Annotated in this window: 14 protein-coding genes and 1 tRNA gene; all 15 read right to left on the bottom strand. The window is 62.9% G+C overall.

All coding sequences use genetic code 11. The features are described 5' to 3' along the window. Window positions 1–48: 48 nt before the first annotated feature. The 15 genes from ACO59D_RS07225 to gap all read right to left on the bottom strand — a co-directional run bounded on the left by ACO59D_RS07225 (window position 49) and on the right by gap (window position 17,975). Window positions 49–741, bottom strand: a complete 693-nt coding sequence (locus tag ACO59D_RS07225; RefSeq protein WP_485126416.1) for a transposase — start codon at window positions 739–741, stop codon at window positions 49–51. Window positions 742–1,053: 312 nt separating this feature from the next. Further along, a tRNA-Leu gene (locus ACO59D_RS07230) sits at window positions 1,054–1,144 on the bottom strand. Between the two features lie 189 nt (window positions 1,145–1,333). Beyond that, window positions 1,334–3,139 carry an ABC transporter family substrate-binding protein gene (locus tag ACO59D_RS07235; RefSeq protein WP_485126417.1) on the bottom strand — a complete coding sequence of 602 codons (1,806 nt, stop codon included), beginning with the start codon at window positions 3,137–3,139 and terminating at the stop codon, window positions 1,334–1,336. Window positions 3,140–3,360: 221 nt separating this feature from the next. Beyond that, on the bottom strand, window positions 3,361–5,385 hold the full coding sequence (locus ACO59D_RS07240) for a dipeptide ABC transporter ATP-binding protein (RefSeq protein WP_485126418.1): 2,025 nt from the start codon (window positions 5,383–5,385) through the stop codon (window positions 3,361–3,363). 14 nt (window positions 5,386–5,399) lie between these two features. Further along, window positions 5,400–6,428, bottom strand: a complete 1,029-nt coding sequence (locus tag ACO59D_RS07245) for an ABC transporter permease (RefSeq protein ID WP_485126419.1) — start codon at window positions 6,426–6,428, stop codon at window positions 5,400–5,402. A 10-nt stretch (window positions 6,429–6,438) separates the two neighbouring features. Next, the gene (locus ACO59D_RS07250) at window positions 6,439–7,431 is read right to left on the bottom strand and encodes an ABC transporter permease (protein ID WP_485126420.1); all 993 of its coding nucleotides are present in this window, start codon (window positions 7,429–7,431) and stop codon (window positions 6,439–6,441) included. Window positions 7,432–7,762: 331 nt separating this feature from the next. After that, on the bottom strand, window positions 7,763–8,773 hold the full coding sequence (locus ACO59D_RS07255) for an ABC transporter ATP-binding protein (RefSeq protein WP_485126421.1): 1,011 nt from the start codon (window positions 8,771–8,773) through the stop codon (window positions 7,763–7,765). Further along, window positions 8,773–9,882: an ABC transporter ATP-binding protein gene (locus ACO59D_RS07260; RefSeq protein WP_130812397.1), complete on the bottom strand. Its 1,110-nt coding sequence runs from the start codon at window positions 9,880–9,882 to the stop codon at window positions 8,773–8,775. Before ACO59D_RS07260 ends, ACO59D_RS07255 begins: the two co-directional genes overlap by 1 nt. Window positions 9,883–9,884: 2 nt before the next feature. After that, the gene (locus ACO59D_RS07265; protein WP_485126453.1) at window positions 9,885–10,814 is read right to left on the bottom strand and encodes an ABC transporter permease; all 930 of its coding nucleotides are present in this window, start codon (window positions 10,812–10,814) and stop codon (window positions 9,885–9,887) included. Between the two features lie 28 nt (window positions 10,815–10,842). Continuing rightward, window positions 10,843–11,880 (bottom strand): ABC transporter permease, encoded by a 1,038-nt coding sequence (locus ACO59D_RS07270; protein ID WP_485126422.1) that lies wholly within the window; start codon window positions 11,878–11,880, stop codon window positions 10,843–10,845. A gap of 142 nt (window positions 11,881–12,022) precedes the next feature. Beyond that, complete coding sequence (locus ACO59D_RS07275; protein WP_485126423.1) at window positions 12,023–13,711, bottom strand: ABC transporter substrate-binding protein; 1,689 nt, start codon at window positions 13,709–13,711, stop codon at window positions 12,023–12,025. A gap of 306 nt (window positions 13,712–14,017) precedes the next feature. Continuing rightward, on the bottom strand, window positions 14,018–14,281 hold the full coding sequence (gene secG, locus ACO59D_RS07280; protein WP_130812401.1) for a preprotein translocase subunit SecG: 264 nt from the start codon (window positions 14,279–14,281) through the stop codon (window positions 14,018–14,020). 610 nt (window positions 14,282–14,891) lie between these two features. Then, window positions 14,892–15,659 (bottom strand): triose-phosphate isomerase, encoded by a 768-nt coding sequence (gene tpiA, locus ACO59D_RS07285; protein WP_485126424.1) that lies wholly within the window; start codon window positions 15,657–15,659, stop codon window positions 14,892–14,894. Next, entirely contained in the window at window positions 15,652–16,851 is a 1,200-nt protein-coding gene (locus ACO59D_RS07290) for a phosphoglycerate kinase (RefSeq protein WP_485126425.1), read from the bottom strand. Before ACO59D_RS07290 ends, tpiA begins: the two co-directional genes overlap by 8 nt. Before the next feature lie 98 nt (window positions 16,852–16,949). Next, window positions 16,950–17,975, bottom strand: coding sequence for a type I glyceraldehyde-3-phosphate dehydrogenase (gene gap / locus ACO59D_RS07295; RefSeq protein WP_485126426.1), 1,026 nt, complete (start codon window positions 17,973–17,975; stop codon window positions 16,950–16,952). Window positions 17,976–17,985 lie beyond the last annotated feature (10 nt).

Here is a 17,985-nt window from a genome sequence, read left to right on the forward strand (position 1 = left end):
CCGGTCGGTGCAGATGTATTGCCCTGATTGGCAGATTTAGGGTTGACTTTAACACTCGGACATGTCGCAGGCGGCCTCGGCGATGGCCCCGCGGCTCCCGCCGTGCCCCTCGGGCTGGTCGCAGGGCTCCGAGATCGCACCCCTGTCCCTGCCCTCGGTGACGGCGACGACGCGTCTGCCGTCGAGGCCGGCCATGGTCGACATGTAGTCCTGGCCGCGCCTCCTGGCGGTGTCGTCGGCCCCGACGCGGGCGGTGCCGGAGCAGTCCGCCTCCCCCCTGGCCCCGCCGACGGCTCTGTTCAGCATGTACCAGACCCTGCGGCCGGAGACGCGGACCCAGCGCGCGATCGAGGTGACGGCCATGCCGGAGAGGGCCATCACGAGGGCCTGCGCCCCGAAGGGCGCGGCGAGGTGGGAGTTGGGGCGCACCTCCCAGGGCATGGGCACCGTCCTCCTGCCGTGCTCCCCGCAGTCGGCCCTGGGCACGGCGCAGTGCACGATCGTCTCGCACTGCCAGATGCCGGGGTGGCGCCAGGTGCGCCCGCGCGTGTCGCAGGCGCCGCAGGGCCTGCCGCAGACCGGGCACCCCACGGCCTGCCCGGGGACGCGCCCGACCCTCACGTGGAGCTCGTCCGGGGCGCCGTCGCGCTCCTCGAACCAGACGTCCTCGACTCTCCACTCGGGCCCGAGCCCCATCGACCTCTCGAAGAGCCGTGCGAGCATCCCGGCTTGTGCGTCCACCCTCGGCTCCGATCGCCGTCGTCCGTCAGATGCGACAATCGTACCGTTCGGCGGAGCCGTGGCGGCCTAGCCCCTCGGCGTGTTACCCACCAGAAGTCTCGAAGGGCCCTTTTTCAAAGGGTGTTTTTCTGCTGGCGCGTCTTCTGCTTGCCATCAAGCCCTTTGATGGAGGTTGATTGACAACCCATAGGGCAGACCAGAGCCTTCCGTGCCCGCGGCCCGAGCGAGTGCGGCATCGTAGCAAGGCCCGTTTGCGCAGGCCCTCCGTTGACAAAAAGCGGGTCCCCGTCTCCGGGGACCCGCGAACGCTCGTGGTGTCGGAGGCGGGACTTGAACCCGCACGACCTTTTAGTCAGTCACTAGCACCTCAAGCTAGCGCGTCTGCCAATTCCGCCACTCCGACATGCGCCTTGAACGCGAGGAGTATCTTATCACACAGCCGCACGGTGGCAAGCACGAATTGCAAGTTTTTCTCGCCAGCGCGCACAACTCGCGCAGAAGCTGAGAACCCGCCCCCTGCACGCGAAACGCCGCCACCCTGGTCACCCGAACGGCGGCGTCCGCCAAAACCTAGGATGAGAGAGGCTCTACCCTACTTTGCCCAGCCAATGCTCTCGTTGGAGACGGTGAGGAACAGGCAGGGGCCGTAGTTGGCGAGGCCCTGCTTGGTCACGACAACGTCGGGGCCAGCGTACAGGGGGATGAAGCCATAGGACTCGAGCGCCTTCTTCTCGGCCGCGTTCAGGGCCTTCATCTGCTCGGTGTGGTCCTCGATCGAGATGACCTTGGCCAGCTCGGCGTCAAGGTCGGCGCTGCCGAGGTGCGTGAAGTTGGAAGCGGAGTCAGAACCGTAGATCTGGGGCCCGTTCCAGATCGACGTGGGTGTGGAGACCCAACCAAACAGACAGATGTCCCAAGAGCCGCTGCTGAGCGTCGTGGAGAACTCCGAGGAGGGCTTGGCGTCCTGGTCGATCTTGATGCCGGCGTCCTTGGCCATCTTGATGATGGCGGCGGCACGGTTCTTCACCGTATTGGAGTCACCAAACGTGGTGAAGGAGAACGCAACCTCGGTGCCGTCCTTGGCGTAGTAGCCGTCGGAGTCAAGCGCGTAGCCCGCGTCCTCGAGGGTCTTCTTGGCCGCAGCGGTACGCTCGTCGGCAGTGGTGAGACTGGTGATGTCGCCCGGCATGTTGTTCTCGTAGCCATCGGCCCACACGGGGGTGAGAAGCGAGCCTGGAATCTCCTCCTCCCAGTTCACGCCCTGGAACACGACGGAGCGCAGCGTCGGGATGTCGAGGCACTGCGTGAAGGCCTTGCGTACCGCGATGTCAGCAAGGACGCCGCGTGTGGCGTTGATCTCGATGTTGGCGATGGCGATGCCGTTGGCACGACGGATCTCGGCGTTGTCCATGCTGGAGAAGTTCGAGAGCATCTCCTGGGAGCCGTTCTGCGGCCGGCCGGTGGCATCAATCTCGCCGTTCTTGAAGGCGTTGAAGAGCGCCTGCGAGTCCATCTGCTTGTAGGTGACGGACTCGAGCTTGGGGGCGTCGCCCCACCAGTTGGGATTGGGGACGAAGGTGACCTGTGTGGTATCGACGGAGTCCACGGTGTAGGGGCCATAGCCCCAGTCACTGGCGTGGGGGTTGTTGTTCCAGCCGTTATTGAAGACCTCGGGGTCGGCGGCATCGGGGTGAATGACGAGGTCGAAGAGGGCCTCGGCAGGATAGACCGGGTTGGAGGTGGTGATCACGACCTGCTTGTCAGAGGTGCCCCTCTCGACGGACTCGATGCGGTCGTAGCCGTCGGTGACAGCAGGGGTGTAGTCGGGGTTGGTGCCGTTCATGACGGTCCACACGGCCTGGAAGGCACGGTAGTCGATGGGGGTGCCGTCGTTGAACTTGGCGTCGGGGTTGAGGTCGAGGGTCAGGACCTGCTTGCCTCCCTGGTCGGTGGTCTCGGCCTTGGCCACGAAGTTGGGGTTGGGCTCGAACTTCGAGGCGGTGGCGTCGGAGATGAAGAGGTTGGTGGGCATGTACCAGTCCCACATGTTGTGCATCTCCGTGGTGTTGCCCTCGACGGAGAGGTAGTTCCAGTTGGGTCCAATCTCGCCAGAGGGGAGCGTGAGGGTACCGCCGTCCTGGATCTGGTCGCGGTCGAGCGGGTTGTTGTAGACTTTGCCCTTCTCGGGAAGCGGCAGCTGGTCAAGCGGCGTGGTCGCGGGCGAGCCGTTCTGGGGCTCGACGCCGGTGACGTCGGTGCTGTTGGCGGTGCCGGTGGCGTTGGCGTCAGGGCTGGACGAGGAGTCGGACCCACAAGCAGCGAGTCCCAGCCCCGCGAGCGCGACGGCGCTTCCGCTCATGCCCAGGAAGGCACGACGCGAAAGGTTGGAAACGGACATGTTCTCTCCCATTCTCTCGGCTGATACCGGTTCATGGCGAACCATTAAGGATGGTATCAGACCGGTGCTGTGTAATTGAATCGAAATGATCCTGCGGGGCCTTTGGAAACCTTGGTGTAATCGTTCCAACACAATTGCTCGGCCACCAGGCATGGGGACGGGCCCGGTCATCCAGGCCCGTCTCGATCTGCACCAGCTGTGGCCGGGACGGCCCCCGGACGCTACCTCAGTGACGTGGGGATGAGGCTCGAGGCGGGGATGAGCTTGCCGTCGCTGTAGACGAGGCGCTCGCGCGTGCGCTCGACCTTGGGGTCAGGGATGGGAATGGCCGAGAGGAGCGCCTTGGTGTAGGGGTCCTGGGGGTTGGTGAAGACCTCCTCGGTATCGCCGTACTCCACGATCTTGCCCAGGTGCATGACGGCCACGGTGTCGGAGATGTGGCGAATCACGGCGAGGTCGTGGGCAACGAAGAGGTAGGAGATCTTGAGCTGGACCTGGAGGTCCTCGAGGAGGTTAATGATGCCGGCCTGGATCGAGACGTCAAGCGACGCGATGGGCTCGTCGAGAAGGAGCAGCTTGGGGCTCGTGGCGAGGGCACGGGCAATGGCGATGCGCTGGCGCTGGCCGCCCGAGAACTGCGACGGGAAGCGGTCGACGTAATCGGGGTTGATGCCCACGAGGTACATGAGCTGGCCGATGCGCTTGTTGATCTTGGACTTGTCCCAGCCCTGGGCCTCGAGGGGCTCTGCCAGCACGTCGTAGATGGGCATACGGGGGTCAAGCGAACTCATGGGGTCCTGGAAGATGATCTGGAGGTTGCGGCGCAGCTCGCGACGGTCGCGAGCGCTTCTCAGCCCAGAGGTCTCCTTGCCAAGGACGGTAATCGAGCCCCCCTCGGGCACCACGAGGTCCATGATCTGCATGAGCGTGGTGGACTTGCCCGAGCCGGACTCGCCTACCAGGGCCAGCGTCTCTCCCTCATGAATGGCAAAGGAGGCGTGGTCGACGGCCGTCATGGTCCCCCTGTTCCTGCGGATGAGGCCCTTGCTCTGGATGGGGAAGGTCTTCACCAGGTCCTTCACCTCGAGCACCACGGGACGCTGGTCGCGGGGGACGTCGGCCCACTTGGGCACCAGGGGCTCAAGCGCGGGGTAGACGTCTACGTAGGTGAGGTTGCCGTCGTGGATCTTGTCCATGTGATGGCAGGAGACCAGGTGGCCCTCCCCTGCCTCGATGGGGAGGAGGTCAGGCTCGGTCACGCGGCACTCGTCGGTTGCCATGGGACAGCGCGGCGAGAAGGGGCATCCTGCCGGGATGGCAGCGAGCGAGGGCGGGTTGCCCTTGATGGGCACCAGGCGATGCTCGGCCGGCATGTGCGGCTTGGGAACGGCACCGAGAAGGCCCATGGTATAGGGCTGGGAGGGGCGGTCGAACAGGGTGTCGATGCTCGCGCGCTCGACTGCGCGGCCTGCATACATGACCATCACGTCATCTGCCGTGCCGGCAACAACGCCAAGGTCGTGGGTGATGAGCACCACGGCGGCACCGGTCTCCTTCTGGGCAACCTTCAAGATGTCCAGGATCTGCGCCTGGATGGTCACGTCGAGGGCTGTGGTGGGCTCGTCGGCAATGATGATGTCGGGGTCGTTCGCAATGGCGATGGCGATGACCACACGCTGGCGCATGCCACCGGAGAACTCGTGCGGATAGGCGTCAAGGCGCCTCTCGGGGTCGGTGATGCCCACGAGGGCGAGCAGCTCGATGCAGCGCTTGCGCACCTCATCCTTGTGCATGTCGGGATCGTGGATGAGCAGTGCCTCGGCAAGCTGGTCGCCAACCGAGAACATGGGCGTGAGCGCCGAGAGCGGGTCCTGGAAGATCATCGAGATGCGCGCGCCACGAATCTTGGACATCTCCTCGTCGCTCTTGCCGATGAGCTCCTCGCCATTGAGCTTGACCGAGCCTGTGACATGCGCGTTGTCGTCGAGAAGCCCAATGAGCGAGAGGGCCGTGACAGACTTGCCCGAGCCGGACTCGCCTACGATGCCCAGCGTGCGCCCGCCCCAGAGGTCAAAGCTCACGTCGCGCACGGCGTGGACCACACCTGCCTCGGTGTTGAAGGAGACGTGCAGGTTGCGGACGCCCATGATGGGGTCACCGATGGGCGCGCCCTTGGGGCCGTTGGCCTCGAGCAGCTCGTAGCGGAGCGTGTCGTCCATGGTCTTCGTGCTGTTGGTGTCAGACATGCGTACGTCTCCGTCTACTCGTGGTCGGACCCAGCCGTGACGCCAGCGGCGGTCGCGGCGGCCCTCTTGGCCTCGTCCTTCTTGGATTCCTCGTCGGCCACCTCGCCCGCGGCGCGGGAGTAGGGGTCGAAGGCGTCCCTCAGCCCGTCGCCAATGAGCTGCATGCTCACGCACAGGATGATGAGGACGACCGAGGGGATGAGGACGATCCACGGGGCAGAGAGCATGGCCGAAGAGCCCTGGGAGAGGATGTAGCCCAGCGAGGTGTCAGGCGCCTTGATGCCTAGGCCCAGGAAGCTGTAGGCCGTCTCGGAGTTGATGCCGCTGATGACGCCGAGGACCGTATCGATGATCAGGATCGAACCCAGGTTGGGAATCAGGTGGCGGATGATGATCTTGAAGGAGGGTACGCCCATGTACTTGGCAGCGCGAACGTAGTCACGCTCGCGCAGCGAGAGCGCCATGGTGCGCAGCGTCCTCGCATAGCCAATCCAGCCAAAGGCCGTAAGGCCTAGGATGAGCATGAGCCAACCCTGCGTGCCCGAGGCGGCGCGCACGATCATGGCCACCAAGAGGAAGCTCGGGATGACGAGAAGCATGTCGAGAAACCACATGCCGATCTTCTCGCCCCAGCCGCGCGCGTAAGCGATGGCCGTGCCCACGATAGCCGAGATGGCGGTCGTGAGGATGGCGTAGGTAAGACCAATCACGAGCGAGCGGCCCAGGCCGTGAACCACGCAGGCGAAGAGGTCAAAGCCGCCTCCGTCGGTACCAAACCAGTGCCTTGCGTTGGGCGCCACGTTGATGGCCGTGAAGTCTGGGTCGGTGTAGTCGTACTTGCAGATGAGCGGGCCAAAGACGGCCAGAAGCACGAGGATGCCCAGGATGGTAAGGCCAACCACGGCGCTCTTCTGCCTAAAGAACCTGCGTGCGATAAGGCCCGCATAGCTAATGCGCCTGACCTCGCCTGGACCGGCAGCGCCGGCCTGGAGCTCGAGCTGGGCATTGGTGAGCTGCGTGTCCTTGCTGTCCTGCTCTTCCATTGCCATCCCCCTAGCCCATCTTGATGCGGGGGTCCAGGGCCGCGGCAAAGAGGTCCGCGAGAAGGGCTCCCACGAGCGTGCAGGCGCCAGAGAAGGCGGCGACCGCGACGGCACCGTTGATGTTGTTGTTATTGATGCAGTTGATGAAGTACTCGCCCATGCCATGGATGGCAAAGATCTTCTCCGTCATGACGGCACCGGTGAAGATGCTCGCAATGGAGAAGGCCACGTTCACCGAGGTGGGGATAAGGCTGGCACGCAGGGCGTGCTTGCGGATGGCCTGCTTCTTGGTGAGGCCCTTGGCGCGCGCCGTGCGCACGTAGTCCGCGTGCATCTCGTCCAGGAGGTAGGTGCGCTGGTTGAGGTGGTAGCCCACGGCGCTGATGATGGTAAGGACGATCGTGGGCAGAAGGATGTGCTGCAGGAAGTCGATGAGCGCGACGAAGACGTTGGGTCCGTCATAGCTCGAGAGGCCCGTGACGTAAAAGATGCGCTGTCCCGTCTGTTGGTTTATCTCGATGGCAAAGAACACGATAAGGATGGCCAGAACGACCGTAGGGATGACGAGAAACACTGACGCCAGGCCGCTCCAAAAGCGGTCCTGCCATTGGTACTGACGCTGCGCCGTGTAGACGCCCAGGCTCACGCCGATCGCGATCGAAAGGATCGTGGAGAGAAGCATGAGCTTGACCGAGGCACCGATGCGGCCTGCAATCTCGTTGTTCACCGAGCCGCCCACAGGAGAGAGGCCCCAGTTCCAATCGGTCACGATGCCGGAGAGCCAGCGCTGGTAGCGCTCCGTGACAGGGGTCCTGTCGTTCAAGTTGGCCTTGTCCAGGGAGGCCTCGATGGACTCCTGGGACGGCCGGGGCGTGCGCGACTCGAAATTCGAGCGCGGGCTCATGAAGGCGCACGCGAGGAAGTAGGTAAGCGAGGTCGCAACGAAGATCATCACAATGTAGTTGACGACCCTCTTGGCCAGGTACCCTAGAAATCGTGCCATCGAGACTCCTTTGTGCCGTTCGCGCAACCGCAGGGAAGCAGGGCGCAAGGCCCACGCGTCCCCCTTGGGGGTTCCGCTCGCCCGGGCCATACGGAGCGAATGTCCCCCTGGCACAACAAAGGGGGACGCAAAAGCCACCGAACAGCCACCCATGTGCCGCGTGCCACGCAACGCCACATGGGTCTGACGCGGCACGACACAATATGAGGTAGTCTAGCACCTCGGTCTGGTTACACAATGGAAAACGAGGTGTAAACCAAACGACCAAAACGCCCCGCGGCGCGCACCCGGTGGCGCCGCGGGGCAGAGGGCCTTGAGCTTTGATGCTCCCTCAGAGTTCGATCGACGAATCCTTGATGGGGAACGGCCTGCCGTAGTGGCAGGCGCAGAGGTGCCCCTCCCCGAGGTCCGCCAGCTTCGGATGCTCTTGTGAACACTTCTCCGTAGCAAGGGGGCAGCGGGTATGGAAGCGGCAGCCCGTGGGCGGGTCGATGGGCGACGGCGGGTCTCCGGCAAGGATGACGCGCCTGCGCGAGTGCTGGATGTCGGGGTCGGGCACGGGGACGGCCGAGAGGAGCGACTGCGTATAGGGATGGCAGGGCTTCTCGTAGAGCCCCTTCCAGTCTGCGTACTCCATGAGGTTGCCCAGGTACATCACGGCCACGTGGTTGGAGACGTGCTGGACTACCGAGAGGTCGTGCGCGATGAAGAGATAGGCAGTCCCAAACTCCTGTTGGAGTTCGGCCAGGAGGTTGAGCACCTGGGCCTGGATGGAGACGTCGAGTGCCGAGACCGGCTCGTCACAGATGATGAGCTTGGGCTTCATGGCGAAGGCGCGCGCAATCCCCACGCGCTGGCGCTGGCCGCCCGAGAACTCGTGCGGGTAGCGGTTGATGTGCTCCGGGTTGAGGCCCACCATGTCGAGAAGGGACGCCACATACTTGGTTCGCTCGGCCTTGTCGGGCATGAGGCCGTGGATCTGGAGCGGCTCCGACACGATCTCGCCGATGGTCATACGCGGGTTGAGGCTGGCGTAGGGGTCCTGGAAGATGTACTGCATGTTGCGCCGCATGGCCTTGAGCCCTTTGCGGCCCATCTTCATGACGTCTTGGCCGTCAAAGGTGATCGAGCCAAGGGTTGGCTCGATGAGGCGCATGATGCAGCGACCGGTTGTGGACTTGCCGCAGCCAGACTCGCCGACAAGGCCAAGGGTCTGGCCGGGATAGATCTCGAAGCTCACGTCGCTAACGGCAGAGACCTTGCGCCTCTCACGGGAGAAGACGCTTGAGTCCACCGGGAACTCCTTGGTAAGGTGCTCGACCTTGAGAAGCGGCTCTGCCATCAGGCCTCGCCTCCCTTCGGACCAACGGCATTGCCAGCTGCGGCATGGCCCGTCTTGGGCGCATTTCTCGCTACGAAGCCTGGGTCGGCAGCAAAGTGGCAGCTCGCATAATGTCCCGGCGCCACTTCGATGCGCCCAGGCCTCTCGGTGCGACAGCGCTCCGTGGCATAGGGGCAGCGCGGAGAGAAGGCACAGCCGGAGGGGAGCCTCACGAGCGAGGGCGGGTTGCCCTTGATGGGGGTGAGCGGGTGCTTCTCGGTCATGACCGGGTCGGGGATCGAGCGGATGAGACCCCAGGTATAGGGGTGCGAGGAGTGATAGAAGATCTGGTCGGCGGGACCAAACTCAACGGGATGGCCTGCGTACATGACCATGATCTTGTCGGCAACGTCGGCCACCACGCCCAAGTCATGCGTAATCATGACGATGGCGTTGCCGTTCTTCTCCTGCGCCTCGCGCATGAGCTCGATGATCTGCGCCTGGATGGTCACGTCGAGGGCCGTGGTGGGCTCGTCGGCGATGAGGATGTCGGGGTCGCAGGCAAGGGCCATGGCGATTATGACGCGCTGGCGCATGCCGCCTGAGAACTGGTGCGGGTAGTCCTTCACGCGCTGCTCGGGGTTGGGGATGCCCACCATGTCAAGCAGCTCGACGGAGCGCCTGAGGGCCTCCTCCTTTGAGTAGCCGCGATGCAGGCGCAGTCCCTCGCCCAGCTGCCGGCCAATGGTGTAGACCGGGTTGAGCGACGTCATGGGGTCCTGGAAGATCATGGCGATGTCGTTGCCGCGGATGTCCTGCATCTGCTCCTCGCTCATCTTGAGGAGCGACTGGCCGCGGTAGCGCACGTCGCCGCCCTCGATGCGTCCTGGGGGCATGTCGACAAGGCCCATGATGGTGAGGTGCGTGACGGACTTTCCCGAGCCAGACTCCCCCACCACGCCGAGGGTCTCGCCCCTATCGAGCGTGTAGGAAACGCCATCGACGGCCTTGACCACGCCATCTTGGGTGTGGAAGTACATCTTGAGGTCATCGACCTCAAGGAGGTGCTCTCCCTCGGGGACCGGCTGCTCCTTGAGGTGCATCTGCACCCGCGTCTTCTTCTTGAACATGGCTATGCGTCCTTCATCTTGACGTCGAGGGCATCGCGCAGGCCGTCGCCCAGGAGGGTGAAGGCGAGCACCGTTGTGAGGATCGCAAGACCCGGCATGAGCATGAGCCAAGGCTGGGTGGCGAGGTACTGCTGGCCATCCTGAATCATGATGCCCCACGAAGGGTTGGGGGGCGTGACGCCCATGCCCAGGTACGAGAGCGCCGCCTCGGTGAGGATGGCGCCGCCGATGTTCATCGTGGCGTAGACGACGATGGACGCTACCGAGTTGGGGAAGATGTGCCGTGCGATGATGCGGGCGTCAGAGGCGCCCATGGCCCGCGCGGCGTCGACGTAGTCGTTCTCCTTGACCGAGAGGATTGCCGAGCGGAACACGCGGGCGATGGAGGGCCACCCCAGGATGCCAATGGCTATGAACACGTTCTGGATGCCCTGACCTATGACCGCCAGAAGCACGATGACGAAGAGCGTGTACGGGAAGGCGAGGAAGATATCGGCCAGGCGCATGATGATGGTGTCCCATATGCCGCCATAATACGCAGCCAGGGCGCCCATGATAAGCCCCAGCACCGTCGAGATGGCCGTTGCGAGCACGCCGACGGCGAGGGAGATCCTCGATCCGTAGATGACGCGGCACAAGACGTCACGGCCAAGGGCGTCCGTACCAAAGGGATGCTCAGCCGAGGGGGGAAGCTTGGACATCGTAGAGCTCATCGTGGTATCGGTGTCGGTGGGCGAGCCGAGCCACTGCGGGACCCAGAGGTCTGCTGTGATGGCTATGGCCACGATAATGGATATCCATATGATGGCGATGACGGCGAGCCTGTTCCTGCGCAGACGGTGCCAGGCATCGCTCCAGAGCGTGCGGGACGGCGCGTCCGTCCCTGTGCCCTCGCCGGCGGCATCCTTGTCAACGACCTTCTCAGGCTCCATATCCTTGCTCTCCATGTCACCCACCTCCCTACGCCCTGTCCTTGGGTGCGCCAAACCTGATCCGGGGGTCCAGGAAGGCGTAGCTGATGTCGACCACGAGGTTGATGACCATGACGACGATCACGATGACGGTGACGCCGCCCATGACGATGGGCCAGTCTCGCTGCGTGATCGCCTGGTATATCTCGTTGCCAACGCCCGGCCAGTTGAAGACCGTCTCGGTGAGGATGGCACCGGAGAGCATGGTGCCAAAGTCGATGCCGATGTAGGTCACGACAGGTATGAGCGCGTTCTTGAGGGCATGGTGGAAGATGACATGCCTACGCGAGCAACCCTTGGCACGCGCCGTGCGAATGTAGTCCTGGCTCATGACCTCGAGCAGCTGCGAACGCATGATGCGCGCGGCGTATGCCGTGGAGACCGAGGCGAGCGTGATGGCAGGCAGGATGTAGTACACCCAGTCCTCGAACTCCCCGTTGACGCCACCAGCGCCGGAGATGGGCAGATACCACGCTCCGCCCGTCCACCCCTTCATCCAGATGCCAAAGAGGAGCTGCAGGAGCATGCCGAGCCAGAATGCCGGCATGGCGACCATTATCGAGGTAAAGAGCGTCACGAACACGTCCCAGAACGTGTAGCGCTTGATTGCGGATATCATGCCCGCGCCTATGCCCACCACCGCCTCGAGGATGATTGCCACGATGGCGAGCCTCACCGTGTATGGGTACCTCTGGGAGAGAATGTCGCTCACCGCAAGGGAGCGCTTGTACGACGTGCCCAGGTCGCCGTGGAGAAGGTCCCAGAGGTAGGTGCCGTACTGCTGGATGAGCGGCGTGGGGGTTGCCTCGCCGTTCTCGTCTAGCTTGGGCGTCCCGTCATCGTTGGTGAGAATGAGGCCATGCTGCGCCTTGATGGCCAGCTCTGTCTCGGGAGACATGGCCCTGTCGCCAGCGATGAGCTTGATGGGATCGCCAGGGACGACGTTTTGGAGCAGGAACATGATGATGGTGACGCCCAGGAAGACGGGGATGAACTGAAGCACTCGCTTGACTATGTACTTGCCCATGTTTGGACTCCCGTTGTCTACCTGCCAGATTCCCTCGCTTGCGCCGAGCGCTCTCCCCCACCGACGGCGGGACGCCCTTCCGGACGTCCCGCCCTGTTTGGAGCATGTGGGATGCACCATGCGGGAGGAGCGCTAAAGAGCGCTACTTCGACTTCTGGGCACTCTCGACGTGGTTGCGGCGGCCAGCATCGAAGTAGTAGGAGAGCATGCTGCTCGACGTGGCGGTGAGGTGCGAGTAGTACATGATCGGCGCGCACGGACACGCCTCGCCGATGATGGCGTCGACCTCCTTCATCGCCGTGATGCGCTTGTCGTCATCGACCGTGGTGCGGGCGGCATCAAGCTTGGCGTCGACGTCCGCATCGGAGAAGCCCGACATGTTGTCGCCCGAGCCAGAGCGGAAGAGCGAGTACAGGAAGTTGTCGGGGATGGGGTAGTCGGCCGTCCAGCCGAGGCGGCCGGACTGGTAGTTGCCCTTGCGGTAGTCGTCGAGAATCGTCGACCACTCGCGGGTGTCGGAGGTGGCGTCGATGCCCACAGCCTGGAGGTCGGCCTGGACCATCTCCATGATGGACTTGTGGTCACCCTCGGGGTTGTAGGAGAGCTGGATGGAGATGCCACGGCTACCAGAGGCGTCGGCAGGGTGGTTCTTGTCGAGGAGCGCGGTCGCGGCGTCCTTGTCATAGTGCGCGTAAGGCCAGGAGTTCTCGACATAGCCGTCCATTGCGGGAGGAAGGATGTCGGAGGCAGTCTGGCGGATACCGCTGAAGAGGGTATCGACGATGGCCTGGCGGTTGATGGCAAGCGAGATGGCACGACGGACGTCGGCGTCCTGAAGGACCTCGTCATTGACGTTGAAGACGATGTAGTAGGTGGCAAGCTCGGCACCGGTCATGATCTGCTTGTTGGGTGTTGCGGTGTAGCCGTCGTCGGATTGGCCGTACTGGCTGATTGCGTCCGAGATCTGGGCGGAGGGCACCGTGCAGATGTCATAGTTGCCGGCCTGGTACTCGCGGTACGCGGTCGCGACATCCTTCTGGATGTTGTACTGGATGGCAGCAACCGTCGGCTTGTCGCCGTAGTAGTTGTCGAAGCGCTTCAGGTTGATGTACTGGCCGTCGGCCCAGGAGCCGTCCATCTGGAAGGGGCCGTTGCCGATGGGGGCCGTGTAGAAGGAGTCGGGGTCATCCTCGGCTGCCTTGGGGGCAGGGGCCAATGCAGGGTGGGAGCAGACATAGGGGAAGTCTGCATAGGACGAGGTCAGGTTGACGACAAGGGTATAGTCGTCGGGGCACTCAAGGCCGGAGAAGTCGTTCGTGGTGCCAGCGAGCACCTCGTCATGGCCCTTCACGAGGCCCAGGTGGTAGTCGAGCGTGCCCGCGGACTTGACGGCAAAGCTGGGGCTCACAACACGGGTCCAGCCGCGCTTGAAGTCCTTCGAGGTGACGGGGTCGCCGTTGTGGAACGTGGCACCCTGGCGCAGGTGGAACGTGAACTCGGTGGCATCATCGTTGGACTCCCAGGACTCGGCCGCCTTGGGGACGAGCGACTTGGCCTTGAAGTCGTAGTCGGTTAGCGAGTCGAACACCATGTAGCCGACCTGCGTGCCCTGGTCCTCGTTCAGGTTGTAGTGGTCGATGCAATCGGGATTGCTGATGTAGTACTTGACGGTTGCGCTGTCATCATACGCAGCCGAGCCGCTGTTCGGCGAAGAGTCCGTCCCGGCAGAGCCGGAGTCGCCCTTCTTGCCGCAGCCCGCGAGGGCAACGAGCGCGCTTGCGGCAAGGCCGCCCTTCACGAAGCCGCGCCTTGTCACACTTGACTGAGTCATACGTCTCCTCCTAAGTCCCCAACGGCGGCAGCATGCGCGGCCACCGTCCTTTGTGGTAAGGTCCCATCCCCTACCTCTTCACTGTAAACATTAGGCTTTGAATCGGATGGATACTAGTGAAGAACCAAAGCTTGCTAGCTGTTGTAACCGTATGGAAAGCTTTCGTCACAATCTGAAACAAACAGTAACAAACCATTGCTACGTTATTAATGGGCATTTGTACTAATGAACGTGCTGCAAGCCCATAGAGAAGGCGGGATGCCAAGGCACCCCGCTGCCAGAAAATACGATATGTGCTCTGCAGTTCTATCCTACCGAAACGCCCAGCGTGGCCGTGGGGAACGTGATGGCCATGACAATGACGCACACGATAAAGACTGCGGTGGTGATGACGGTCAGCCGGTCGAGGTTTTTCTCCCAGATGCCGGACCCTGCCGAAGCGTTGTAGAGAGACGATGCGATCATATCCGAGACACCCGTCCCCTTGCCGGAGTGCATGAGCACCAGCGCTACCGTGAGGATGCCGGATAGGAAGAGCAGGACAAGGAGGATGACGTTGAGGACGGTCATGGGACAGGGGCTCCTTTAAGTACAGAGATCGCAGATACAGTCAGAATGTAGGATAGCATAGGCGCACGGATTGGGCACCCCGCTCTACCCGTCTACATAGGCCCTGCGGATTGGGTCCCATCCAGGAGTCCAATCCCAAACACCAAATTGACGGTTGGTGGCAGTTTGCGGCAAATTCTTGATGTGTGGTTTGCCTGGTGCCAATTCGCTGACCTGCGAACCATCAAAACTCGAATGACTTGCTACTCGGGGATGCCACCAAAAACTGCCACCAACCGCAAATCTGTGCCATTCGGCGGGAACCGGAGGATCCCAGGTGCCGCCTGGATGGGGCCTTGCTGCGCATGGGGGGCGCCGGATGGCGCGTTCTTGCGGTTGGTGGCAGTTTTACAGGGTCGCCCCAAGTATCAACCGGTTCGAACATTGATCAACCGCAGGTCAGGGATTTACGACTGCAGCGGTTTCACATAAAGAATTTGCCGCAAACTGCCACCAACCGTCAATCCGTGACAGGAGGTCCGTGCTCGGAACCCCAAGACATGGTCCCGCACCCAAGCGGGTGCGGGACCACGAGTCGCGCATTCCCAGCGGACAACGATATGGGCAGGCCCTACGTCATGGCGCTCCTCACCATGGCGGCAAAGCTGTCGGCCTTGAGCGAGGCGCCACCGACGAGCGCGCCGTCGACGTCCTCCTTCTCGAGGAAGCCACCGACGTTCTCGGGCTTGGCGGAGCCACCGTAGAGGATGCGGATGCCGTCGGCCGTCTCCTGACCGAAGACCTCGGCCAGGGTCTTGCGGATGGCGCCGCAGACCTCCTCGGCGTCATCGGCAGTAGCGGTCTTGCCGGTACCGATGGCCCAGATGGGCTCGTAGGCAATGACGTACTTGGAGGGGTCGTCGATCACGAGGCCCTCGGTGTCCTTCTTGATCTGGTCGACCACGAACTCGACGTGCTTGCCGGCCTCGCGGACCTCGAGGGACTCGCCGCAGCAGGAGATGGGGACAATGCTGTGAGCCATGAGGGCCTTGGCCTTCTTGTTCACATCCTCGTCAGTCTCGCCAAAGTAGCCGCGACGCTCGGAGTGGCCGATGATGCAGTAGGTGGCACCCACGGCGGTGATCATGTCGGGAGCGGTCTCGCCCGTGTAGGCGCCCTTATCCTCCCAGTAGACGTTCTGGACGCCCACGGCGATGGGAGCGTTGGCCTGCTGGATGACCTCGGCCACGCCCTTGACATCGATGGCGGGCGGGCAGACAACGACGTCCACCGAACCAGTGCCGTCCTTGAGCTCGTCGACCAGACCCTGTGCGAGAACAACGCCCTCGTCATAGGTCTTGTTCATCTTCCAGTTGCCAGCGATCATCCTGTTACGCATCGAGCAGCGCCTCCACTCCAGGAAGGGCCTTGCCCTCAACAAGCTCCATCGAGGCGCCGCCGCCCGTGGAAATCCAGCTCATCTTGTCGGCAAGGTCAAACTTGTTGATTGCGGCCACGGAGTCGCCACCACCGATGATGGAGGTTCCGCCGTTGGCCTTGACCTCGGCAACCGCACGCGCAACGGCCTCAGTGCCGTGCGCGAACTGGTCGAACTCGAAGACGCCCATGGGACCATTCCAGAAGACGGTCTTGGCACCCTTGATGGCGTCCGCAAAGAGGGCCTCGGTCCTGGGACCAATGTCCATGCCCATGCGATCGTCGGGGATGTTGTCGGAGTTCACGGACTCGCCCTTGGCGTCCTCGCCAAAGTGGTCAGCGACAATGTTGTCGATCGGGAGCAGGACCTTGACGCCCTTCTCCTCGGCCTTCTTGAGCATCTCGCCAGCCCGCTCGACCCAGTCCTCCTCCTTGAGGGAGGTACCAACGGTGTAGCCCTTGGCAAGGAAGAACGTATAGGCCATGCCACCACCGATGATCAGGGTGTCGGCAGAATCGATGAGGTGGTCGAGGACGCCAATCTTGCTGGAGACCTTGGAGCCGCCAACGATTGCGACGAAGGGACGCTCAGGCTCGGCGAAGATCGACGTGAGGGTGTCGACCTCCTTCTCGAGCAGGAAGCCGGCCACGGCGGGGATATAGGCGGTGGGGCCAACGACGGAGCCCTGCGCACGGTGAGCGGTACCGAAGGCGTCGAGCACGAAGATGTCGCCGTAGGAAGCGAGCTTCTTCGCAATCTCGGGATCGTTCTTCTTCTCGCGCTTGTCGAAGCGGACGTTCTCGAGGACGAGGATGTCACCCGGCTTGACGGCGTTGACGGCCTCGGTGGCCTTCTCGCCGTAGGTGTCGTCCACGAACTTGACATCGTAGCCGGTGAGCTCGGCGAGCTTCTCGGCAGCAGGCTTGAGCGAGAGCTCGGGCTCGGGGCCGTCGCCCTTGGGGCGGCCGAGGTGGCTCATGAGCACGATGCCAGCGCCGTGCTCCTTGAGGTACTTGATGGTGGGGATGGCAGCGCGGATGCGCGTGTCGTCGGTGACGACGCCATCCTTCAGAGGCACGTTGAAGTCGACGCGCTCGAGGACGCGCTTGCCCTCGACGTCGATGTCGCGAACGGTCTTCTTGGTGAAAGCCATGCTCACTCCTTATTGTCGATGCGTGCAGAAAACAGGGGCGCGGCCGCGGCCCGAAAGCTGCAAACCGCGCCCCATAGTCACCTCACCGAAGCGTCGAACTAGGCAACGAACTTCTCGAAGTACTTGATGGTGCGGACCATCTGAGAGGTGAAGGAGTTCTCGTTGTCGTACCAAGAGGTGACCTGGACGAGGCTCTGGCCGTTGCCGAGCGGGTTGACCATGGTCTGGGTGGCGTCGAAGAGCGAGCCGTAGGTCATGCCGACGATGTCGCGGGACACGATCTGGTCCTCGTTGTAGCCAAAGGTCTCGGGAATCCTCTCGGAGAAGGCCTTCATCGCAGCGTTGACGCCCTCGACGGTGACCTCCTTGTTAACAACCGCGTAGAGGTTGGTGAGGGAGCCGGTGGGCGTAGGGACACGCTGGGCAGCGCCGATGAGCTTGCCGTTGAGCTCGGGAAGCACGAGGCCGATAGCCTTGGCAGCACCGGTGGTGTTGGGGACGATGTTCTCTGCGCCAGCACGGCTACGACGGAAGTTGCCCTTGCGCTGCGGGCCGTCGAGAATCATCTGGTCGCCGGTGTAGGCGTGGATGGTCGTCATGATGCCGGAGACGACGGGGGCGTAGTCGTTCAGGCCCTTGGCCATGGGAGCGAGGCAGTTCGTGGTGCAGGAGGCGGCGGAGATGATGTCGTCGGCGGCGGTCAGCGTCTCGTGGTTGACGTTGTAGACGATGGTCTTGAGGTCAGAGCCCGCAGGAGCGGAGATGACGACCTTCTTGGCGCCAGCGTTGAGGTGGGCCTGAGACTTGGCCTTGGAGGTGTAGAAGCCGGTGCACTCGAGGACGACGTCGACGCCGAGCTTGCCCCAAGGCAGGTTGTTGGCGTCGGCCTCCTTGTAGATCTTGATGGTCTTGCCATCGACGGTGATGGAGTCCTCGCCAGCGGTGACCTCGTGATCGCGGGAGTAGTTGCCCTGCGTGGAGTCATACTTCAGCAGGTAGGCAAGCATCTCGGGAGAGGTGAGATCGTTGATGGCGACGATCTCGGAGCCCTCATGACCGAACATCTGGCGGAACGCCAGGCGACCGATGCGACCGAAGCCGTTGATTGCAACCTTAACTGCCATGCTATCTCCT

This window comes from Tractidigestivibacter sp., from assembly GCF_057241865.1.